The organism is Bradyrhizobium sp. 44, from assembly GCF_023073095.1.
GTDB lineage: Bacteria > Pseudomonadota > Alphaproteobacteria > Rhizobiales > Xanthobacteraceae > Bradyrhizobium.
This window is the reverse complement of sequence record NZ_JADPIY010000029.1, coordinates 751790-772164: the sequence shown is the minus strand read 5'-3', so window position 1 is coordinate 772164 and position 20375 is coordinate 751790. Positions and strand designations below refer to the sequence as shown.

The window sequence follows — 20375 nt, the reverse complement described above, 5'->3', positions numbered from 1 at the left end:
CAAAATGGTCAGGGTTTCGCCAAATTCAAGCCGGGCGGCGTCAAACTATTGGTGAATTCCGCCTCAACCGTGATTGCGGGCATGGTCCGAGTGAGGACGGAGCGGATTTGACCATCACCACCGATCATGCGCGCGCGGGCGCCGCGGGCTCACTCTGGCTGCGGCTCGCCGCGGTCGCCCTGCCGCTGCTGATGATCGCGCCGGCGTTCTGGAACGGCTATCCGCTGTTGCAATGGGATACCGGAGGCTATCTGGCCCGCTGGTACGAGGGCTATCTCGTCCCGAGCCGCTCCACCGTGTTCGGCATCTATCTGCACTATGGCGAGAGTTCTGGTTTCTGGATCAATCTCGCGGTCCAGTCGCTGGCGACGCTGTGGCTGTTGCAGCTCACCTTGCGCGTGCTCGGCCTGATGCAGACGTTCCGCTTCGTCGCGATCAGCCTGTTCCTGATCCTGTCGACTGCGCTGCCTTGGCTTGCGAGCATGCTGCTCACCGATATTTTTGCAGGCCTGTCGGTGCTGTCGCTATTCCTGCTGGTCATCGGTGGGCCGCGGACCTCGGCGCTCGAAAAAATCTCGCTGTTCTTCTTCACCGCCTTTGCCGCCGCGACCCACAGCGCCACGCTCGGCGTGCTGCTCGGGCTCTGCGTCGCCGGCTGGATGGCGCGGCCGTTGCTGGGGCCCCGGCTTCCGATCGCGGGATTGGCTCAGGCGAGCCTCACCATCGTCGCTGGCGGCCTGATGCTGGTGTCGGCGAATCACGCGCTGTCGGGCAAATGGACATGGACGCCCGGCGGCACCGGCGTCGCCTTTGGCCGCATGATGCAGGACGGCATCGTCGCGCGTTATCTCAATGACCATTGCCCTCGCGAAAAACTCAAACTCTGCCCCTATCGCGACCAATTGCCGGCGACCGCCGACGAATTCCTGTGGGGCAAGAGCATGTTCAACACGCTCGGCCGCTTCGAAGGCATGAACGAGGAGATGGGCACCATCGTCGTGGGTTCGCTCGCCGACTATCCGGCCTGGCAGGCCGGCGCGGCGTTGCGGGCGCTGGGCCAGCAATTGCTGCATGTCGCGACCGGCGAAGGCACCAATGGCTGGATCCCGCACACCCGCGGCATCATCGAGCGCTACATCCCCTCCCAGGTCACGCCGATGCGCGCCGCGCGCCAGCAGAATTGGAGACTCGATTTCGACACCATCAACTGGCTGCACGTTCCCGTCGCGCTGGCCTCGATGCTGGCGCTGGTCGCGCTGCTCGGCCACGCGCTCACACATCGCCGACTGGATGATCTGACGCTCCTGGCGGCGACGGTGACGCTGGCGCTGCTCGGCAACGCCCTCATCTGCGCCGTCATCTCCGGCCCCCACGATCGCTACGGCGCGCGAATGGTGTGGGTTGCCACCTTCGTGGTGTTGATGGCGCTGTTTCGCTCGTTCGGCGACGAGGCCGCGGACGAAACCTCAGCCGCGGCGTGACAGGAAATCGAGCACGCCGGTCTTGTAGACCTTGTCGCCGACCGCCCGCATGTGATCGCGGTTCGGAATGACGAGCACTTCCGAACCCGGGATGATGGCACCGAGTGCGCTGGCCGAACCCGCGACGTCGTCGGTCGAGCCGACCGCAATCAGCACGGGCACGTCGATGCGCGCGGCTTCGTCCTTCGTCATGAGATCGCGCGTGCCGCGCAGGCAGGCGGCCAGCGCCTTGCGGTCTGAACGGGTCTGGTCTGCAAAAGCACGAAACGTGCGGCCGACGGGATCGGAGACGTCGTCGAGCGAGGGCGCTTCCAGCGCCTTCGCGACGTTCTCGCCGGGCCCGGTGCCCTCGATCAGGCCTCCTATGCCGATGCCGCCGAGGATTGCCGAACGCAGGCGCTGCGGCTCGTTGAGGGAGAGCCAGGCCGTCATCCGTCCGCCCATCGAATAGCCCATGAGATCAGCCTGCGGGATGGCGAGGTGATCCATCAGCGCGAGCACGTCGCCGGCCATGGTCGGGATCGAGTATTGCGCGGGCTCGTAGAGCTTTGCGCTTTCGCCATGGCCACGATTGTCCAGCGCTATGACGCGGCGGCCGTTCTTGCGCAACTCCGAGACCCAGGTCGGATAGACCCAGTTCACGTTCTTGCTGGAGGCAAAGCCGTGCACCAGGATGATCGGATCGCCCTCGCCTTCGTCGAGATAGGCAATTTCAACGGCGCCGTTGTGAAAGCTCGGCATCATCAGTTCCGCAATCTTGAGGGGAAGAGGTATCTTAGGCCGTGACGGCAGCGCTTGCCAGAACGGCTTCGGCGGCGATCCGGGCCTGGCGAAGTCGCCGCGCCCGTCTGCGATCGCACCAGGCCTGGGTCAGGCGCTCCGTCGTCGCCTTGATCGAGGACAACAGGCCGAACAGCGTCAAGGCCGCACCGAACAGCCAGAGTGCGAGATTGAACGCCCCGCCGATCAGCAGCAGCGCGCCGCGGCCGAGCAGTTTCAGGATCGCGCGCGTCTTGCCGCCCTGCGCTTCCGCGAGCCGCGCCGCGCGTGCGACGTCCTTGGGGCCTTCGGCGATGCGCAAGCTATCCATCGCGCCGCGCGTGCCGGTCTTCTCGACGACGCGCGTGACATCCTTGCCGAGCCGAACCAGCGCGCCGGCCTTTTCCGCGCGGAACGCGGCCTTGATCGCGCTCAAGGTCTGGCCCGGCCGCAGCACCGAGCCGGAGGCAACCGCGTTCTGGAGCATCGGCGTATCGACGACCTCGCGCGCGGACCGGCCGGCCCATGCCGCCAGTCCCTCGCCGAGCCGGCCCACCTTGCGCGCGTCCTTCACCAGCGTCAGCCCCGCGCGAACCGGCGCGGCACCGCCGACGGAGACGTAGGTCACGGCCGTAACCGCGAGACCCGCGGCCGCGAGGCCCAGCACCAGGCGATCGGTCTCCTCGCCCATCGCGAGGTGCTTGCCCTCCCGGACGACGTCCCGGATGTCGCCGATGACAAAGAGATCGCCGGCCACGGTCCCCGACAGGCTCGCAACATCGTCCGCGTTGCCGGTGACGAGACCGGTGGCAAACCGTTTTGCGAAATGCGAGGTGGAATTTTCGGCTTTGACCGCATCGCCGACACGGCTCAGGAGGTCGTCAGGCAGCGCGATGTTGCGGTCGCGCGCCAACGCGACAAAACTGTCGGCAAGATCGGCATCGCCCGATGCGAGCGCGATCTCGATGTTGTCCTGAATCAGGCGGTCGTTGTGCCGCAGCAGCGCGTCGAGCTTGATCTCGGAGAGCGCGGCGGGATCGTCCTGGGCGGCCAGAATCGCGCCGGCCTCGCGGGCATGGGGTGCTACCTGCGCGAGCATGAAGCCGCACGCCACGATACCGGTCAACGCTGTGCTGATTCGCAACCACTTCATGCGGAGAGCCTGGACGGTCCTGAGATCGTTGACGCCTGACGGTTCGTCTTTCGTCGCAATTACGCTCGTCCACAGACATAGTATGCCAAAATTGCGACACAACGTCCCCGACGAAAGAAGGGCTTCTCTCAGGCCGCAAGATTGTGTCGAATTTGCATGAGCAAATGAGCATGGGGCATTGCGGGGCTTTCGGTTCCGCTGGGCTAGCAATCATCCACACCCACCAGTATGGTCCGCGGCGCCTTAATAATGCCGCGTCAGTCGTGATTGTGTCTGCCGCCATTGCCACTCCAGGATGAGTACGATGTCCGACCATGTCGTCCCGCACTTCCACAACGATGCCGGTGTCCCCGTCATCGAAATCGGCTCGCAAGAGTTCATGTGCGTGGGCGCCAACCCTCCGTTCGATCATCCGCACGTCTTCCTCGACCTCGGCAACGACAACGAGATCATCTGCCCCTACTGCTCGACGCTGTACCGTTTCGCCGCCGACCTGAAGGCGGGCGAAGCCCGTCCGCCGGAATGCGTCCTGAAGGACAAGGTCGCCTGATCGCTTCCATCGGTCAGGGGTGGCGCTCTCCCGAACAATTGTCATCGCCGGTGCCGGCATAGGTGGACTGACGGCTGCGCTTGCGCTCGCGGCCCGCGGCTTCCGCATCGTCGTACTGGAAAAGGCCGAGCGGCTCGAGGAAGTCGGCGCCGGTCTGCAACTCTCTCCCAATGCCAGCCGCGTGCTGGTCGAGCTCGGCCTCACCGAGCGCCTCAAGCTGCGTGCCGTGATCCCGGAGGCGGTCTCGATCATGAGCGCGCGGGCCGGCGGCGAACTCTTGCGCATGCCGCTGGGAGAAGCCGCCGCCGCGCGCGCCGGCGCCCCCTATTGGGTGGTGCACCGCGCCGACCTGCAATCCGCACTCGCCGGCGCAGTCTCCGACCATCCCGATATCGATCTGAAACTCGGCGCGACCTTCGAAGACGTCGCGCCTCACGCCAAGGGGCTGACGGTCGTCCATCGCAGCGGCACGATCCGGCGCAGCGATCTCGCCAGTGCGCTGATCGGCGCGGACGGCATCTGGTCGACGGTGCGCCAGCATCTCTTTCCCGAGGTGCAGCCGCGCTTCTCCGGGCTGATTGCCTGGCGCGGCACGCTCGATGCCACGCAGCTGCCGAAGGACTACACCGCGCGCCGGGTCCAGCTCTGGATGGGCCCGAATGCCCATCTCGTCGCCTACCCGATCGCGGGCGGACGCCAGATCAACGTGGTCGCGGTGCTGCCGGGCACCTGGAACAGACCGGGCTGGAGCACGCCCGGCGATCCCCTCGAGGTGATGGATGCCTTCGCCGCGCCGCGCTGGCCGCCCGCGGCGCGCATGATGCTCGCCACGGTCGATAGCTGGCGGAAATGGGCGCTGTTCGACGTGCCCGACGACTGCCCCTGGAGCAAAGGCCCGGTCGCGCTGCTCGGCGACGCCGTGCATGCGATGCTGCCGTTTGCGGCGCAGGGCGCCGGCATGGCGATCGAGGACGCCGCGGTGCTCGCGCAGCATTTGAGCCTTGAGATCGCCGAGAGCACCGCGGGCATCACAGCTGCGCTGAGACAATACGGGCGTACGCGCCAGACGCGCGTGCGGCGGGTGCAGCGGACCGCGCGGCAGCAAGGCCGCATCTACCATTTCGGTGAGCCGCTCGCATACGCGCGCGATCTTGCGGTCCGCGCCCTCGGCCCGGAACGCATGCTGGCACGGCAGGACTGGATTTACGGCTGGCGCCCCTGATGCGAGGCGCTGGTTTCAGCGCACTGCTCTTGTCGATTTCGGGCCAGGCTTGATCGGGCCAGGATTGGCCGCGGGCGCCGGCGCAGCGGCCGGCTTCTCTTCGGGCGGCGTTTCCCGGCACTTGTTGCGGCGCCAAGCGTCCTCGGCCATCTGCGCCCGCCCGCGGACCGCGACGTAGTCGTTGCGATAGGCAAGCTCCGACACGACGGCGCCGCCCGCGCCGGTCTGTGCCTTGTCCATCAGCCTCTGCAACTCCATGGTGCGGCTAGCGAGCGACTTGCGCTCGCCTTCGAGCTGCTTGCAATCGTACAATTCGTACTTGCCGGGATCGGCAAACGCCGGAGCGACCGTCTCGCTCATGCCGGCGCAGCCGGACTGCGCGAAGCCGGCCGCGAGCAGCGCGGCGGCCACGCAGCACGTGCGCAGGCGATATTGGGTCAAAGCAGACATCGAATCAAAGCTGACATGTCGGATGAATAGTCCCCGTCGATTGAGAATGCCTAAAGCAACAACAGATGTCCGGATTGAGGCTTTGCCTTGTGCCGCCGGCTCGCCTAAGGAAGAACCGCCCCTCCGGCCTGCAAACGCCAATTCCAGACCGCCGGCAAGGGACTTAAGCGATTGATCTCGTTGGATCAAGCGGGCATGGCGGAATTGGTAGACGCAAGGGACTTAAAATCCCTCGGCGCGCAAGCGCTGTGCCGGTTCGACCCCGGCTGCCCGCACCACGAGAGCTGCGCGGATGATCCCACCGAGCGCCGCTGCCGCGAGCGCTGATACCTCATCAATTCCTGTCTGCTCCTGCACCGCCTGCCAGCCATCCCGAATCATCGCTTGTGCATCGCAGCATCGGAGTTAGACAAGGGCCTCAAATCAGAGGTGAGCTACTTGTCCGACGTCAATGCCGACGATTGGGTGTCCTCGGGACACCGCCCCATGGGTTTTCCCGAATTCGTCATCGTGATCGCGTCGATCATGGCGCTGAATCCGCTTGCCATGGACATGATGCTCCCGGCGCTGCCCAATATCGGGGCGGCCTTCAATATCCCCGTCGCCAATCATCTTCAGCTGGTGCTGTCGACCTTCCTGATTGGCTTTGGCGCGGGCCAGTTCGTCATGGGACCGCTGTCGGATCGCTTCGGCCGCCGCCCGGTGCTGCTCGGCGGGATGGCGGTCTATGCGATGGCGAGCGTGCTGGCGATTGCCGCGCCGTCGTTCGAGACACTGCTGCTGGCGCGCGCACTGCAGGGCTTCGGCACCTCGGCGACGCGCGTGATCGCAACCTCGATCGTGCGCGACTGTTACGTCGGCCGCCGCATGGCGAGCGTGATGTCGCTTGCGATGATGATCTTCATCGCCGTCCCCGTAATCGCCCCCTCGTTCGGACAGGCGGTGCTGCTGGTGACGCAATGGCGCGGCATCTTCGTCGTGCTGATGCTCTATGGCCTGCTCGCGCTCGCATGGTCGGTGCTGCGGCTTCCGGAGACCCTGCCTGAGAGCGAACGCAGGTCGCTCGCGCCGGTCGACGTGCTCACGGCCTACTGGCAAACCGTGACCCATCGCCAAACTCTCGGCTACGCGCTCGCCGCCGGCAGCGTCATGGGTGCGCTGTTCGCTTACGTATTTTCGGCCCAGCAAGTGTTTGTCGGCATCTATCACCTCGGCCATTATTTTCCGCTCGCCTTCGCCGCGATCGCGGCCGGCACCGCCATTGCCGGCTTCCTCAACGCAAGATTCGTCGGAACCCTCGGCATGCGCGTGATCTCGCACGGCGCGCTGACGCTCTACACCGCCGTGGCGGGTGTGATGCTGCTGACGGAAAGCCTCGGCGCGTTGCCGCTTCCCCTGTTCATGGTGCTCTCGGCGCTGATGATGTTCTCGTTCGGCATGATGGTCGCCAATTTCACCGCACTTGCCATGGAGCCGCAGGGCCACATCGCCGGCACGGCGTCCTCGCTCTACGGCTCGATCACCACGCTGATCGGCATCGCCGTCGGCATGGCGATCGGACAAAGCTTCGACGGCACGCTGCTGCCGTTCTCGGTCGGCTTCTTCGTGTCGTCACTCGCCGCGCTCGCGATCGTGCTGGTGGTGGAGAGGGGACGGCTGTTCAAGCCGCATCAGCGCGCCATCGGGTGAGGAACTTCGCGGCGCTCACGATGTTGTACTGCAACAATTTGAAAAGGCGCTTCAATGGAACCGAAACACCGTAAAGACCACGACGCCGCGGAGCGGGCGAAAACGGAACGCACGCCGTCGAACGCCGAAACGACCGCCTTCACCGTGCCATTCGCGAGTGAAGGGCTCGAGCGGGTCCGCGACAGCCACTGTTGAGCAAGACGTCTATTCCGTTGCGCGCCTGCTGGCGCTGAAATCGTCCGCGACGCCCTCGGGTGCCGCGCCGCTTCCACGGGGCGGCACCATCAGCACAACCACTTCCCGCGTGAGACCGGGCCGGCCCCATAGCTGCGCCTGGACGATAAATTCCCGTCTGACGAAGTGCCCGGCACGCCCGGCCACCCCGTCCATCCACCGGCTGCAATCATCCTGATCGCGGAAGCAGAGCGCGGCCCAGCCGCGGTCCAGCGTCGTCTTGCCCGGCAACCCCCCGGGATATTGATCCTCGAACGGCTGCACGTAGTGCGGGTGGTCCGGGCTGTAGAAGGCCAACGCGAAGGCCAGCGCATCGTCGCCGCTGACGGCGGCGAGCGGCTCGCCTGTCAGTTCGCGCCACTCGCGTGTCAATTCGCTGGCCGCCTCCGCATAGAAATTGCGCCCCTCCTCGTAACCGTGATCGTTGCGGTAGACGGCATGGATCGGCGCGGCGACGAGGACGGCCGTGAGCGCAACGCCGGCCACGATCAAGGTGAGGTTGACGATGTAAAAGCGCTCGATCGGATAATTTGTGCCGCAGACCACGAGAATGGCGAACAGAAACAATCCCTGCAAAGCCCAGAGCGACGGCAGATCGGTGCCTATCGTGAGCGAGACCAGGACCGGCAGCGCGATCGTGCCGACGGCAACGTAAAAGAGGAGCCGCAGGCCCGGATTCATCGCCGCGAAATCGTCCGGAAACTGCTTCAGCCGCGTGCCAGCGATCAACATCCAGCTGACGGCTGACACACTGATGGCCGCCAACAGCCCCAGAAGGAAGTTCCTGGCCTCACCGAGCGAGCTCACCGCAGTGCCGTTGGCATGGTTCAGCGCGTAGGTGAAGGTCGGTGCCCCCGTCGTGGCGAGCCAATGAACATGCGGTGACAGCGCCGCAAGCCCGACGACGACCGAGATCCAGGGCGAGGCGGACGTGAAATAGGCGCGTCGCGCCGGATGCGCCAGCGCGGCAAACGTGAAGCTCGCGACAAGGAAGATCGAATAATATTTGCCGGCCATGGCCAGCGCCGTCGTGACCCCCACGGCGATCGCCCACGACGCCGAGCGGGTCTCGAATGCGCGCAGGAAGCACCAGGTCGCCAGCGGCCAAACGGCTAGCAGCACCGCATTGGCATTGAAGCGCTGGGCATGGAATTGATAGGCCGGCGTCAGCATCAGGAGCAACAGCACCAGGACGCGCTTGTGCCCCGTCACGAATTGCCGCGCGATCCGGTCGACAAAGACCAGCGCAAGCCCGGCATTGGTCATCGCCATCAATTGCAGCGACCACTCGCTGAGCGGAAAGATGGCGCTCCAGCTCGCGGCAACCCAGCCGGTCAATGGCGGATGCTTGGGGTAGCCCCACGCGAAATGCCGCCCCAGCGTCCAGGCCTCCAGCGTATCGGGGTGCAGACCGCCGCCGGCATAGGCGACCGCCAGATAGAGTGTCCAGATCGCGACGAAGCAGGCGATGAGAAGCGGCACGGCCCAGCCCGTCTCGACGCCATCGAGCCAACGCAGGAATGGGCGGCGCCATCGCGCCGGCGCGCGATCGGACCGTTCGGCCATCGCCTGGAATGCAAAATCGATCGGCACTGGAATCAAATGGAGGAAGGAAGGTGATGCGCAAGAACGGCACATCTAGTTCAGTACGGAAACAAATAGCAATGATTGGAAACTGGAAAAGATTGAAAACGTCCGCCTTCTCAGCCGGCGCAAGGTCGACAAAAGACTAAGATCGACAAACGACAACGGCGCCGCTGATGACAGCGGCGCCGCATGATGATTCGGACGAAAGAAAGAGCCTTCGCCCTACTCCGACTTGTCGACGTTCCAGAACAGCGGGGTCGCGGGACCGTCGAGCACGCCGGTCAGCGATTTACGCCAGCCGCTCGGCAGGAGATACTGCCCCAGCGGGATGTAAATCACCTGCTCATAGGCTTCCTTCTGGATGTCAGCGGCGATCTTCTTCTGATCGTCGAGCGAGGCGGCGCGAACGAAGTCGTCCTTGAGCTTTTCGATCTTGGCGTTCTCGGCCCAGCCGAACCAGCCCTTCTTGCCCTGGCCGCCGATCGAGAGATTGGCGATCGGGTTGGAAACGTCGGCCGCGACCCAGTTGGTGAAGAACATGTTCCAGCCGCCCTCCTTCGGAGGCTTCTGGCTGGCGCGGCGGCTCACCACCGTCTGCCAATCGGTCGCTTGCAGGTCGACCTTGAAGCCGGCCTCGCGCAGCAACTGAGCCGCAACGATCGGCTGCGCCTTCAGCGTCGTGACATCGCCGGGGGCCATGATCACGATCGGGGTGCCGTCATAACCGGACTCGGCGAGCGCCTTCTTGGCTTCTGCCATGCCGTTGCCCTTCACCAGGGTCTCGCCACCGACCTCGGTCGCGAATGGCGTATCGCACACGAAGAAGGCGCCGCAGATCTTCTGATATTTGGCGTTGCCGACCAGCGCGTCGAGAACGTCCTTCTGGTTTATCGCCAGAAAGGCAGCACGGCGCACTTTAACATTATCGAACGGCGGATAAAGGAAGTTCATCCGGCCGAGCGTCTGGAAACCGAACGTGTTCGAGACCTCGATCGTGATCTCCTTGTTCGCTTCCAGCAGCGGGAGCATGTCGTAAGGCAGGTTTTCCACGAAGTCGATGTCGCCCGACTGCAACGCGTTCACCGCGGTCTGCGAGTCCGGCATGGTGATCCACTCGACTCGGTCGACCTTCACCACCTTGCCGCCGGAGGTCCAGCTCGAAGGCTCCTTGCGCGGCACGTAATCGGTGTTCTTGACGTAGACCGCCTTCACGCCCGGCTGGAATTCCGACTGCACGAACTTAAAAGGACCCGAGCCGATCTGCTCGGGGATCTGCTTGTCCGGCGGCGTCTCGGCCAGGCGCTTCGGCATCATGAAGGCAACGCGGGAGGACGGCTTGCCGATCGAGTCGAGCACGAGGCCGTAGGGCTCCTTCAGCTTCAGCGTGATGGTCTTGGCATCGGTCGCCTCGATGCTCGCGGTGAAGTCGAGCAGTTTCTGGCCCATGCCGTCGACCGCGGCCCAGCGCTTGAGCGAGGCAACGCAGTCCTCCGCCGTCACCGGCGCACCGTCATGCCACTTCAGGCCGTCGCGCAGCGTGAACGTGTAGGTGAGCTTGTCGTCGGAGATCTTCCACTCCGCCATCTGCGGCTGGATCTTGAAGTTCGAATCGGGCGCCACGAGCGTGTCGTAGATCATGTAGCCATGGTCGCGCGTGATGTAGGCGGTGGTGAAGATCGGATCGATGATGCGCAGATCCGAATGCATCACCGCCGTGATGGTTTTGCCGGCCGCAAGCACCGGCGAGGCCAGTGCGGTTGAAAGCGCGACGACCGACAGCGCAAGTTTGGAGGCGAACGCGCGAGGCCCCCGGCGCATCAACTTAAACATAAATGTTCTCCTGACGTGAAACTGTTCAAAGGCAGGTTATTGATTGAGCATCCGGTTCGTTCTTTAGGCGAACTAACCTCATGCAATGCCTTTATCTTTTCGAGAGTTGCAGACAGTGCCGAGCGCGTCAATCCGGTTTCGCTGCAAGCCCAAGCGGCGCGCGCACGGGCTCCACAACGATCGGTTTGGCTCTACAACGCTCTCCGCCTGTCCTGCCCCGCGCCGATGCAATGCGCGTTCCATGTTCCGAAGCCCAAGAGACATTCGAGAGACATTGAGATGAATCCAGCCAATCTTCCCTTCGATTCCGAAGCGATGCTCCAGGGCCTGCGCGGCTGGGTGGAATGCGAAAGCCCGACCTGGGACGCGAGCGCCGTGAACCGCATGCTCGATATCGCAGCGCGGGAGATGGCGATCATGGGTGCGACGATCGAGCGCATCGCCGGTCGTCAGGGTTTTGGCGGCGTGATCCGCGCACGCTTTCCGCATCCGAAGCAAGGCGAGCCGGGCATCCTGATTGCCGGACATATGGATACGGTCCACCCCACTGGCACCATCGAGAAGCTGAAATGGCGGCGCGAGGGCAGCAAGTGCTACGGACCCGGCATCTACGACATGAAGGGCGGCAATTATCTTTCGCTGGAAGCGATCCGCCAACTGGCCCGCGCCTCGTTCACGACGCCGCTGCCGATCACCGTGCTGTTCACGCCCGACGAGGAAGTCGGCACACCCTCCACGCGCGATATCATCGAGGCGGAAGCCGCGCGCAACAAATATGTGCTGGTGCCCGAGCCCGGCCGCGCCGACAACGGCGTCACCACCGGACGTTATGCCATCGCGCGTTTCAATCTCGAGGCGACCGGCCGGCCCAGCCACGCCGGCGCGACCTTGTCGGCGGGCCGCTCTGCTATCCGCGAGATGGCGCGGCAAATCCTCGCCATCGACGCGATGACGGGCGAGGACTGCACGTTCTCCGTCGGAGTCGTGCACGGGGGTCAATGGGTCAATTGCGTTGCCACGACCGCCACCGGCGAAGCGCTCTCGATGGCCAAGCGCCAGGCCGACCTCGATCGCGGCGTCGAGAGGATGCTGGCGCTCTCCGGTACAACCAATGACGTCACCTTCAATGTGACGCGCGGCGTGACACGTCCGGTCTGGGAGCCCGATGCTGGCACCATGGCGCTCTATGAAAAGGCGCGCGGGATCGCCAAATCGCTCGGCGCAGAACTGCCGCATGCGAGCGCCGGCGGCGGCTCCGACGGCAATTTCACTGGCGCATTGGGCATCCCGACTCTCGACGGCCTGGGCGTGCGTGGCGGCAACGGCCACACGCTCGAAGAGTATATCGAGGTTGGAAGTCTGGTCGAACGCGGCCGGCTGATGGCGGGGCTGCTCGCGACTCTGGAGTAACGGCGCGAGCCACATCGCCAAAACCCGGCCAGATCACCGAAACAAGTTGACCGCACTGCAAAAACGGTGGCCCGGATGGCATGGGAATTGCTGAAATGTTAGGCTGGTGGCAGAACCCCAGGCTCCAGCCGCTGTCTCTGATTTGACTCTAATCTGACGGGATCCAACTTGCTCGGATATCTCCTTCGCCGAATTCTCGCCGCCGTGCCCGTGATGGGCGTGGTGGCGCTGTTCGTCTTCCTCCTGCTCCGCCTCACCCCGGGCGATCCCGCCGCGATTCTTGCCGGCGACAACGCCACGCCGGAGCGGCTCGAGCGCATCCGGACCTCGCTCGGCCTCAACGAGCCGCTGATCGTGCAGTTCATCACCTGGCTGAACAAGCTGCTGCATGGCGATCTCGGAACTTCACTCATCTCCAACCTTCCGGTGATGAAGATGATCGGCCAGCGGGTCGAGCCGTCGATCTCGATTGCGCTGTCGACCATCATCCTTGCCGTCATCGTCGCTGTTCCCCTGGGCGTGATCGCGGCCTGGAAGCACGGCACCTGGATCGACCGCTTCGTGATGGGCCTGTCCGTGCTCGGCTTCTCGGTGCCGGTGTTCGTGGTCGGCTACATCCTGATCGAGGTCTTCGCGATCGACCTGCGCTGGGTGCCGGTGCAGGGCTTCCGCAGCATCTCGAACGGTTTTGGGCCGTTCTTCGAGCGCATCATCCTGCCCACCTGCGCACTGTCCTTTATCTACATCGCGTTGATCGCGCGCATGACGCGCGCGGCGATGCTCGACGTGCTCGGCGAGGACTACGTCCGCACCGCGCGCGCAAAAGGCATCAACGAAGTCGCCGTGATGATGCGCCATGCGCTGCGCAACGCCGCCGTGCCCGTGATCACCGTGATCGGGACCGGCTTTGCGCTTTTGATCTCCGGGGTCGTCGTCACCGAAAGCGTGTTCAACATCCCCGGCATCGGCCGCCTCACGGTGGACGCGGTGCTGGCGCGCGACTATCCGGTGATCCAGGCGATGATCCTGCTGACGTCGTTGATCTATGTCGTCGTCAATCTCCTGATCGACGTCGCCTACACGCTGCTCGATCCCCGGATCCGGTACTAGGGCTAAGGATAACAACAATAATGTCTGTCGATACCCTTCCCCAGTCCTCCATCCCGATCACGTCGCCGCTGCGGCCGCGCTTCGGATTCCTGACCTCGACGCCGATCATCGCGGCGGCGACCATCTGCCTGACGTTGGTCGTGCTGATCTCGATCCTGGCACCGTTGATCGCGCCGTATGATCCGATCCAGCTTGCGCCCTCGCAGCGGCTGAAGCCCTCTTCGGCGCAATTCCTGCTCGGCACCGACGCCTATGGCCGCGACCTGCTGTCGCGCGTCATGTATGGCGGACGCATTTCGCTTCTGATCGGCATCGGCTCGGCGATCATGTCGATCGTCATTGGGTTGGCGATCGGCCTCGTCTCCGGCTTCTTCAAGCTGGTCGATTCCGTCATGATGCGGATCATGGACGGCCTGATGGCAATGCCGAGCATCCTGCTGGCAATCGCCGTGGTGTCGCTGTCCGGCGCCAGCCTCTGGACCGTGCTGATCGCGATCACGATCCCCGAAGTTCCGCGCGTGGCACGCCTGGTGCGCTCGGTCGTGCTATCGGCGCGCGAAGAGCCCTATGTTGAAGCGGCGATCTCGGTCGGCACATCCCTGCCAAAGATCATGTGGCGGCATTTGATGCCGAACACGATCGCACCGCTGATCGTGCAGGGCAGTTACGTCTGCGCCTCCGCGATCCTCACAGAGGCCATCCTCTCCTTCCTCGGCGCCGGCATCTCGCCGGAAACGCCGACCTGGGGCAACATCATGGCCGAGGGCCGTCAATACTTCCAGCTCAAGCCGACGCTGATCTTCTGGCCGGGCTTGCTGCTCTCGATCGCCATCCTCAGCATCAATTTGATCGGCGACGCCGCCCGCGACGCACTCGATCCGCGCATGAAGCAGCGGGAAGGCAAATGATGACCGATCAAGTGATGACCAGCCCGATCCTCGACATCAACAACCTCGTCGTCTCCGTCGGCAAGAAGCCGAATGCTGCAAACATCATCGAGGGCATCTCGATCCAGGTGCATGAGCGCGAGACGCTGTGCCTCGTCGGCGAAAGCGGCTCGGGCAAGTCCGTGACCTCGCTGACCACGATGGGTCTGCTGCCGAAGGGCACGCTGATTCCGACCGGCGGCAGCGTCAAGCTGGTCGGCGAGGAGATTCTCACCGCGACCGACCGCCGCCTGCGGCAGCTCCGCGCGACGCGGATGGCGATGATCTTCCAGGAGCCGATGACGGCACTCAATCCGGTGATGCCGGTCGGTCGCCAGATCGACGAGGTTCTCCGCGCGCACACCAAACTCGATGCGAAGGCGCGCAAGAAGCGCATCCTCGACATGATGGAGCAGGTGCGCCTGCCCCAGGTCGAGCGTATCTTTGCCTCCTACCCTCACCGACTCTCCGGCGGTCAACGCCAGCGCATCATGATCGCGATGGCGCTCGTGCTCGAACCGAAGCTTCTCATCGCCGACGAGCCGACCACCGCGCTCGACGTCACAACGCAGAAGCAGATTTTGACACTGATCCGCGACCTCCAGCGCGATCACGGCACCGCCGTGCTCTTCATTACCCACGACATGGGCGTGGTCGCCGAAATCGCCGACCGCGTCGCGGTGATGCGGCAGGGCCGACTGGTCGAGACCGGAACGCTGGATTCCATCCTGCGCAATCCGACCATGGAGTACACCCGCAACCTGCTCTCGGCAGTGCCGAGCCTGGTGCCGCGCGCAGCGCGGCCCGAGACCAAGGAACCGGTGGTGCTGGAGGCCAACGAGCTCGGCAAGGTCTATCGCGAGCGCGCGTTCTTCGGTAAAGGCCGCGAAGTCGTCGCCGCCGACAAGGTCACGCTGACGCTGCGCAAGGGCCGCACGCTCGGCATCGTCGGCGAGAGCGGCTCAGGCAAATCGACCGTGGCGCGCTGCATCGTCCGCCTGATCGACCCGACCTCCGGCGGCGTCCGCCTCTCCGGCCGCGAGATCTCGGACATCTCGCGGCGGCTGTTGCAGCCGCATCGCAAGAAGATCCAGATCGTATTCCAGGACCCCTACCGCTCGCTCAATCCGCGCGTCACCATCGGCGAAAGCATTGCGGAAGGCCCGGTCAATTACGGCGTGTCGCATACCGACGCAATGAAGCGTGCCCGCGAATTGCTCGAGCTGGTCGGCCTGCCCGCCGATGCGGTCGCGCGCTATCCGCACCAGTTCTCCGGCGGCCAGCGTCAGCGCATTGCGATCGCCCGCGCGCTCGCGCTCGATCCCGACGTGCTGGTCGCGGACGAGGCGGTCTCCGCCCTCGACGTCTCCGTGCAGGCGCAGGTGCTGGAACTGTTCGACGAGATCCAGCAGCGGCTCGGCATCGCCATCCTGTTCATCACTCACGATCTGCGCGTCGCAGCGCAGATCTGCGACGAGGTCGTGGTGATGCAGCACGGCCGCGTCGTCGAGCAGGGCCCGGCCGCTGAAGTGCTGACGCATCCGAAGGAGGCGTACACCAGAGCTCTGCTCGAGGCAGCGCCGGGCCGCGGCTGGGATTTTGCGAACTTCCGGCCGGTGTCGGAGGGTCTGGCGGCAGGCGCCTAGTCTCTCTCCTCGTCATTGCGAGCGCAGCGAAGCAATCCAGCATCCCTCCGCGGGGACAACCTGGATTGCTTCGCTGCGTTCGCCATGACGGCGGTTGCGACAAGCATTCCCAAAACGGCTTGACGCCATGCATGGCGCGATTGCTTCCCGGCTTGCTCTCGCCGCAAGCACAGGGCTAACGTCGCGCACTTTCAATTGCTGGACTTGAGTTGATGACACGTATCGCCGTCGGCGGCTTCCTGCACGAGACCAACACCTTCGCTCCGACGAAGGCGACGTTCGCGGACTTCCAGCACGGCGGCGGCTGGCCGGCGATGACGCAAGGACCTGACGTGCTGAAGGTGATGCGCCGCATCAATGTCGGCCTCGCCGGTTTCGTCGACAGCGCCGAGGCCCTCGGCTGGGAACTCATCCCGACCATCGCTTGCGGCGCCAGCCCCTCAGCGCATGTCACCAGGGACGCCTTCGAGCGTATCGTCAAGACGATGGTCGACGGCATCGCAGCCGCCGGCCCGATCGACGCCGTCTATCTCGATCTGCACGGCGCGATGGTCACGGAACATCTCGACGATGGCGAAGGCGAGATTCTGGCCCGCGTGCGCCGCGTCATCGGCAAGGACATTCCGCTGGTCGCGAGCCTCGACCTGCACGCCAACGTCACGCCCGAGATGATGGAGCATGCGGACGCGCTGATCGCCTACCGCACCTATCCCCATGTCGACATGGCCGAGACCGGCGGTGCCTCCGCGCGACACCTCGCATTGCTTCTGAAGACAAAGCAGCGTTTCGCAAAGGCCTTCCGGCAATTGCCGTTTCTGATTCCGATCAGCTGGCAGTGCACCAACGACCAGCCGACCAAGGGCATCTACGAAAAGCTTGCCGCGCTGGAGAGCGACGCGGTTCCGACGCTGTCCTTCGCGCCCGGCTTCCCCGCCGCCGATTTCCGTGATTGCGGGCCGAGCGTGTTCGCCTATGGCAAGACACAAGCCGATGCCGACCGCGCGGCCGATGCGATCGTCAAGCTGATCGAAAGCCACGAGGACGATTTCGACGGCAAGATCTGGTCGCCCGATGACGGCGTGCGCCACGCGATGGAACTCTCGAAGGGCGCGAGCAAGCCGATCATCATCGCCGACACCCAGGACAATCCCGGCGCCGGCGGCGATTCCGACACCACCGGCATGCTACGCGCGCTGGTACGCAACAAGGCGAGTGCTGCGACGGGCGCGATCTACGATCCGGCATCGGCGAAAGCCGCGCATGAAGCCGGCGTCGGCGCCACCGTGACGCTGTCGCTCGGCGGCAAGTCGGGCATTCCCGGCGACGAGCCCTATCGTGAGACCTTCGTCGTCGAAAAACTTTCCGACGGCCGCTTCATCGCGCCCGGGCCCTACTATGGCGGCCGCGAGATGGAGATGGGCCCGTCCGCCTGCCTTCGCATCGGCGACGTCCGAATCGTCGTGAGCTCACACAAGGCGCAGCTCGCCGACCAGGCCATGTACCGCTATGTCGGCATCGAGCCAACCGAACAGAAGATTTTGGTCAACAAGAGCTCGGTGCACTTCCGCGCCGACTTCGAGCCGATCGCGGAAAAGCTGATGATCTGCGCTGCCCCCGGCGCGATGCCCGCTGACACGGCTACGCTGCCGTGGACGCGCCTGCGGCCGGGCATCCGCATCAAGCCGAACGGCCCGGTTTTCACTCCCTCCTCACGCTAACTGGATAGAACACATGCCCACGATCGACCGCATCGACGGCTATGCCGACGAACTCACAGCCATCAGGCGCGACCTCCACGCCCATCCGGAAATTGGCTTCGAGGAAGTGCGCACCTCCGGCATCGTCGCAGACAAGCTGAAGAGCTGGGGCATCGAGGTGCATCGCGGTCTCGGCGGCACCGGCGTGATCGGCGTCATCAAGGGCAAAGGTTCGAGCGGCAAGCGTATCGGGCTTCGCGCCGACATGGACGCGCTGCCGATGGAGGAGAACACCAATCTGAAATGGAGCTCCAAAATCCCCGGCCGCTTCCACGGCTGTGGCCATGACGGCCACACCACCATGCTGCTCGGCACCGCGCGCTACCTCGCCGAAACCAAGAATTTCGACGGTACAGTGCACCTGATCTTCCAGCCGGCTGAGGAAGGTCTCGGCGGCGCCCGCGCGATGATCAAGGACGGACTGTTCGAGAAGTTTCCCTGCGACGAGCTCTACGGCCTGCACAACGCGCCCGACCTGAACCATGGCGAGATCGCGATCCTGCCCGGCCCCGCGATGGCCAGCGCCGACTTCTTCGATCTCCGCATCACCGGCTACGGCGCGCATGGCGCGATGCCCGAACGCTCCAAGGACGCTGTGATCATCGCGACCACGCTGGCGCAGGCGATCCAGACCATCGTCAGCCGCAACGTCGAGCCGCTGCAGGCCGCAGTCGTTTCGATCACGCAGATTCACGCCGGTTCCGCGTACAACGTCATCCCCGGCGAGGCGCATCTTTGCGGCACCATCCGCACTTTCTCGAAAGAAGTCCGCACCCTGATCAGCGAACGCATTCGCACGATCTGCGCTGGCATCGCGAGCGCCTATCAGTGCGTGATCGACGTCGACATCCGCGACACGTTCGATGTGCTGGTCAACCAGGTCGAGCAGTCCAAGGTGGTCGAAGACGTCGCGCGCACCATCGTCGACCCCGCCAACGTGATCACCCGCGCCCAGCCGAAGATGGGCAGCGAGGATTTCGCCGACATGCTGCAAACCATTCCGGGCGCCTATTTCTGGGTCGGCCACGACGGCTCGGTGCCCGTGCACAATCCCGGCTTCGTGCTCGACGACAAGATTCTGCCGATCGGTGCCAGCATGTTCGCCCGGATCATCGAGACCCGGATGCCGGTGGGTGCCCATGCATAAAAAGGGTGTCGAAGAGGAAGTCACCTCGCTGCACGATCTCTCCGCGGTCGATCTGATCGCGGGCTATCGCGCCAAGCAGTTCTCGCCGAGCGAGGTGCTGGAAGACGTGCTCGCGCACGTCGCCGCGTGGGAGCCGCACCTCAACGGGCTTTATGCATTCGATCCCGACGGCGCGCGCGAGGCCGCGAAGGCCTCGACCGCCCGCTGGTCCGGGGGCGAGCCCTCCGGAGCGCTCGACGGCGTGCCGGTGACGGTGAAGGACAACATCGCGACCAAAGGCGTGCCGGTGCCGCTGGGTGCGGCCAGCGTCGAGCTCGTGCCGGCCGAGAAGGACGCACCACCCGCGGCGCGCCTGCGCGAAGCCGGTGCGATCATCTTCGCCAAGACCACCATGCCCGACTACGGCATGCTGTCCTCGGGGCTGTCCTCTTTCCACGCGCTGGCGCGTAATCCCTGGGACCTCTCCAAAAATCCAGGCGGCTCGAGCGCCGGCGCGGGCGCCGCGGCCGCGGCCGGCTATGGTCCGCTGCATCTCGGGACCGATATCGGCGGCTCGGTCCGCCTGCCCGCGGGCTGGTGCGGCCTCGTCGGACTGAAGCCGAGCTTTGGACGCGTGCCGATCGATCCCGCCTATGTCGGCCGCGTCGCCGGTCCCATGACCCGCACCGTCGACGATTGCGCGCTGATGATGAGCGCGATCGCGAAACCCGACCGGCGCGACGGCACGAGCCTGCCCGCGGAGCCCCTCAACTGGAAGGGGCTGGAGAAATCCCCGCGCAAACTCCGCATCGGATTGATGCTCGATCCCGGCGTTGGCCTGGCGCTGGAGAAACCGGTGCGCGAGGTCGCTGTGAAGGCGGCGAAAGCGTTCGAATCCGCAGGGGCCGTCGTCACCGAAGTCGACGGCATCCTCACGCGCGAGATGCTCGACGGCCTCGACAACTTTTGGCGCGCACGGATGTGGGATGATCTGTCGAAGCTGACGCCCGCCGAACAGGCAAAGGTGCTGCCCTACATTTTCAAGTGGGGCGAGTCCGGCGCGAAGCTCTCGGGCGTCGACGTCATCCGTGGTTTCAACCAGACCATGGCAATCCGCGCGGCGGCATCAAAGCTGTTCTGCGAGCTCGACTATGTGATCTCGCCGACCGCGCCGAACGTGAGCTATCCAGCGGAGTGGGCCTCGCCGACCAACGATCCCATGAAGCCGTTCGAGCACATCGCCTATACCGTCCCGTGGAATATGTCGGAGAATCCGGCGATCTCCATCAACGGCGGCTTCGACGCCAAGGGTTTTCCCATCGGCGTGCAGATCGTCGGCCGCCGCTTCGACGATATCGGCGTGCTTGGCATGGCCAAGGCGTTCGAGAGCCTGCGCGGGGCGCAGAAGCCCTGGCCGAGCCCGCCGGCGAAGTAGAGCCTGGCCA

Annotated in this window: 16 protein-coding genes and 1 tRNA gene; 12 read left to right on the top strand and 5 right to left on the bottom strand. The window is 64.7% G+C overall.

Going from position 1 to position 20375, the window contains the following annotated elements:
* The first annotated feature begins 107 nt into the window (after positions 1 to 107).
* Positions 108 to 1481, top strand: coding sequence for a hypothetical protein (locus tag IVB41_RS29435; RefSeq protein WP_247437651.1), 1374 nt, complete (start codon positions 108 to 110; stop codon positions 1479 to 1481).
* Here the strand turns inward: IVB41_RS29435 and IVB41_RS29430 are convergent.
* Complete coding sequence (locus tag IVB41_RS29430; RefSeq protein WP_247438232.1) at positions 1467 to 2222, bottom strand: alpha/beta fold hydrolase; 756 nt, start codon at positions 2220 to 2222, stop codon at positions 1467 to 1469. The two genes, IVB41_RS29435 and IVB41_RS29430, sit on opposite strands and share 15 nt — an antisense overlap.
* 34 nt (positions 2223 to 2256) lie before the next feature.
* A complete protein-coding gene (locus IVB41_RS29425; protein WP_247287164.1) occupies positions 2257 to 3393 on the bottom strand; it encodes a hypothetical protein in 1137 nt (378 codons plus the stop codon).
* A gap of 304 nt (positions 3394 to 3697) precedes the next feature.
* On the opposite strand from IVB41_RS29425, the gene IVB41_RS29420 reads away from it, so the two are divergent.
* Both IVB41_RS29420 and IVB41_RS29415 read left to right on the top strand, forming a co-directional pair.
* On the top strand, positions 3698 to 3943 hold the full coding sequence (locus IVB41_RS29420) for a zinc-finger domain-containing protein (protein WP_007602543.1): 246 nt from the start codon (positions 3698 to 3700) through the stop codon (positions 3941 to 3943).
* A 19-nt stretch (positions 3944 to 3962) separates the two neighbouring features.
* The gene (locus IVB41_RS29415) at positions 3963 to 5165 is read left to right on the top strand and encodes an FAD-dependent monooxygenase (protein ID WP_247437648.1); all 1203 of its coding nucleotides are present in this window, start codon (positions 3963 to 3965) and stop codon (positions 5163 to 5165) included.
* A gap of 15 nt (positions 5166 to 5180) precedes the next feature.
* Here the strand turns inward: IVB41_RS29415 and IVB41_RS29410 are convergent, their stop codons facing one another.
* Positions 5181 to 5615 (bottom strand): hypothetical protein, encoded by a 435-nt coding sequence (locus IVB41_RS29410; protein ID WP_027567772.1) that lies wholly within the window; start codon positions 5613 to 5615, stop codon positions 5181 to 5183.
* 189 nt (positions 5616 to 5804) lie between these two features.
* Between IVB41_RS29410 and IVB41_RS29405 the strand changes: the two genes are divergently transcribed.
* Both IVB41_RS29405 and IVB41_RS29400 read left to right on the top strand, forming a co-directional pair.
* A tRNA-Leu gene (locus tag IVB41_RS29405) sits at positions 5805 to 5893 on the top strand.
* Between the two features lie 160 nt (positions 5894 to 6053).
* A complete protein-coding gene (locus IVB41_RS29400) occupies positions 6054 to 7304 on the top strand; it encodes a multidrug effflux MFS transporter (RefSeq protein ID WP_027567771.1) in 1251 nt (416 codons plus the stop codon).
* A gap of 204 nt (positions 7305 to 7508) precedes the next feature.
* Here IVB41_RS29400 and IVB41_RS29395 read toward each other — a convergent pair whose 3' ends face one another.
* A complete protein-coding gene (locus tag IVB41_RS29395) occupies positions 7509 to 9104 on the bottom strand; it encodes a glycosyltransferase family 39 protein (protein ID WP_346770876.1) in 1596 nt (531 codons plus the stop codon).
* Between the two features lie 243 nt (positions 9105 to 9347).
* Entirely contained in the window at positions 9348 to 10955 is a 1608-nt protein-coding gene (locus IVB41_RS29390) for an ABC transporter substrate-binding protein (RefSeq protein ID WP_247437644.1), read from the bottom strand.
* Between the two features lie 279 nt (positions 10956 to 11234).
* On the opposite strand from IVB41_RS29390, the gene IVB41_RS29385 reads away from it, so the two are divergent.
* The 7 genes from IVB41_RS29385 to IVB41_RS29355 all read left to right on the top strand — a co-directional run bounded on the left by IVB41_RS29385 (position 11235) and on the right by IVB41_RS29355 (position 20365).
* Positions 11235 to 12365, top strand: coding sequence for a M20/M25/M40 family metallo-hydrolase (locus IVB41_RS29385; protein WP_247437641.1), 1131 nt, complete (start codon positions 11235 to 11237; stop codon positions 12363 to 12365).
* Positions 12366 to 12533: 168 nt separating this feature from the next.
* Positions 12534 to 13475: an ABC transporter permease gene (locus IVB41_RS29380; protein WP_007602533.1), complete on the top strand. Its 942-nt coding sequence runs from the start codon at positions 12534 to 12536 to the stop codon at positions 13473 to 13475.
* A 20-nt stretch (positions 13476 to 13495) separates the two neighbouring features.
* Positions 13496 to 14383, top strand: a complete 888-nt coding sequence (locus tag IVB41_RS29375) for an ABC transporter permease (protein ID WP_247287172.1) — start codon at positions 13496 to 13498, stop codon at positions 14381 to 14383.
* Positions 14384 to 14397: 14 nt separating this feature from the next.
* Positions 14398 to 16047, top strand: a complete 1650-nt coding sequence (locus tag IVB41_RS29370) for an ABC transporter ATP-binding protein (RefSeq protein ID WP_247438230.1) — start codon at positions 14398 to 14400, stop codon at positions 16045 to 16047.
* A 212-nt stretch (positions 16048 to 16259) separates the two neighbouring features.
* The gene (locus IVB41_RS29365) at positions 16260 to 17765 is read left to right on the top strand and encodes a M81 family metallopeptidase (protein ID WP_247437627.1); all 1506 of its coding nucleotides are present in this window, start codon (positions 16260 to 16262) and stop codon (positions 17763 to 17765) included.
* Between the two features lie 13 nt (positions 17766 to 17778).
* Positions 17779 to 18951, top strand: coding sequence for a M20 aminoacylase family protein (locus IVB41_RS29360; protein WP_027567765.1), 1173 nt, complete (start codon positions 17779 to 17781; stop codon positions 18949 to 18951).
* The gene (locus tag IVB41_RS29355) at positions 18944 to 20365 is read left to right on the top strand and encodes an amidase (protein ID WP_247438228.1); all 1422 of its coding nucleotides are present in this window, start codon (positions 18944 to 18946) and stop codon (positions 20363 to 20365) included. The genes IVB41_RS29360 and IVB41_RS29355 overlap by 8 nt, the downstream gene beginning before the upstream one ends.
* The last annotated feature ends 10 nt before the right edge of the window (positions 20366 to 20375 follow it).

Bases quoted from the DNA above. Each gene is read 5' to 3' on its own strand.
- IVB41_RS29425 (WP_247287164.1), bottom strand. From the start codon at position 3,393: ATGAAGTGGTTGCGAATCAGCACAGCGTTGACCGGTATCGTGGCGTGC.
- IVB41_RS29390 (WP_247437644.1), bottom strand. From the start codon at position 10,955: ATGTTTAAGTTGATGCGCCGGGGGCCTCGCGCGTTCGCCTCCAAACTT.
- IVB41_RS29420 (WP_007602543.1), top strand. From the start codon at position 3,698: ATGTCCGACCATGTCGTCCCGCACTTCCACAACGATGCCGGTGTCCCC.
- IVB41_RS29430 (WP_247438232.1), bottom strand. From the start codon at position 2,222: ATGCCGAGCTTTCACAACGGCGCCGTTGAAATTGCCTATCTCGACGAA.
- IVB41_RS29360 (WP_027567765.1), top strand. From the start codon at position 17,779: ATGCCCACGATCGACCGCATCGACGGCTATGCCGACGAACTCACAGCC.
- IVB41_RS29410 (WP_027567772.1), bottom strand. From the start codon at position 5,615: ATGTCTGCTTTGACCCAATATCGCCTGCGCACGTGCTGCGTGGCCGCC.
- IVB41_RS29365 (WP_247437627.1), top strand. From the start codon at position 16,260: ATGACACGTATCGCCGTCGGCGGCTTCCTGCACGAGACCAACACCTTC.
- IVB41_RS29370 (WP_247438230.1), top strand. From the start codon at position 14,398: ATGACCAGCCCGATCCTCGACATCAACAACCTCGTCGTCTCCGTCGGC.
- IVB41_RS29395 (WP_346770876.1), bottom strand. From the start codon at position 9,104: ATGGCCGAACGGTCCGATCGCGCGCCGGCGCGATGGCGCCGCCCATTC.
- IVB41_RS29385 (WP_247437641.1), top strand. From the start codon at position 11,235: ATGAATCCAGCCAATCTTCCCTTCGATTCCGAAGCGATGCTCCAGGGC.
- IVB41_RS29375 (WP_247287172.1), top strand. From the start codon at position 13,496: ATGTCTGTCGATACCCTTCCCCAGTCCTCCATCCCGATCACGTCGCCG.
- IVB41_RS29355 (WP_247438228.1), top strand. From the start codon at position 18,944: ATGCATAAAAAGGGTGTCGAAGAGGAAGTCACCTCGCTGCACGATCTC.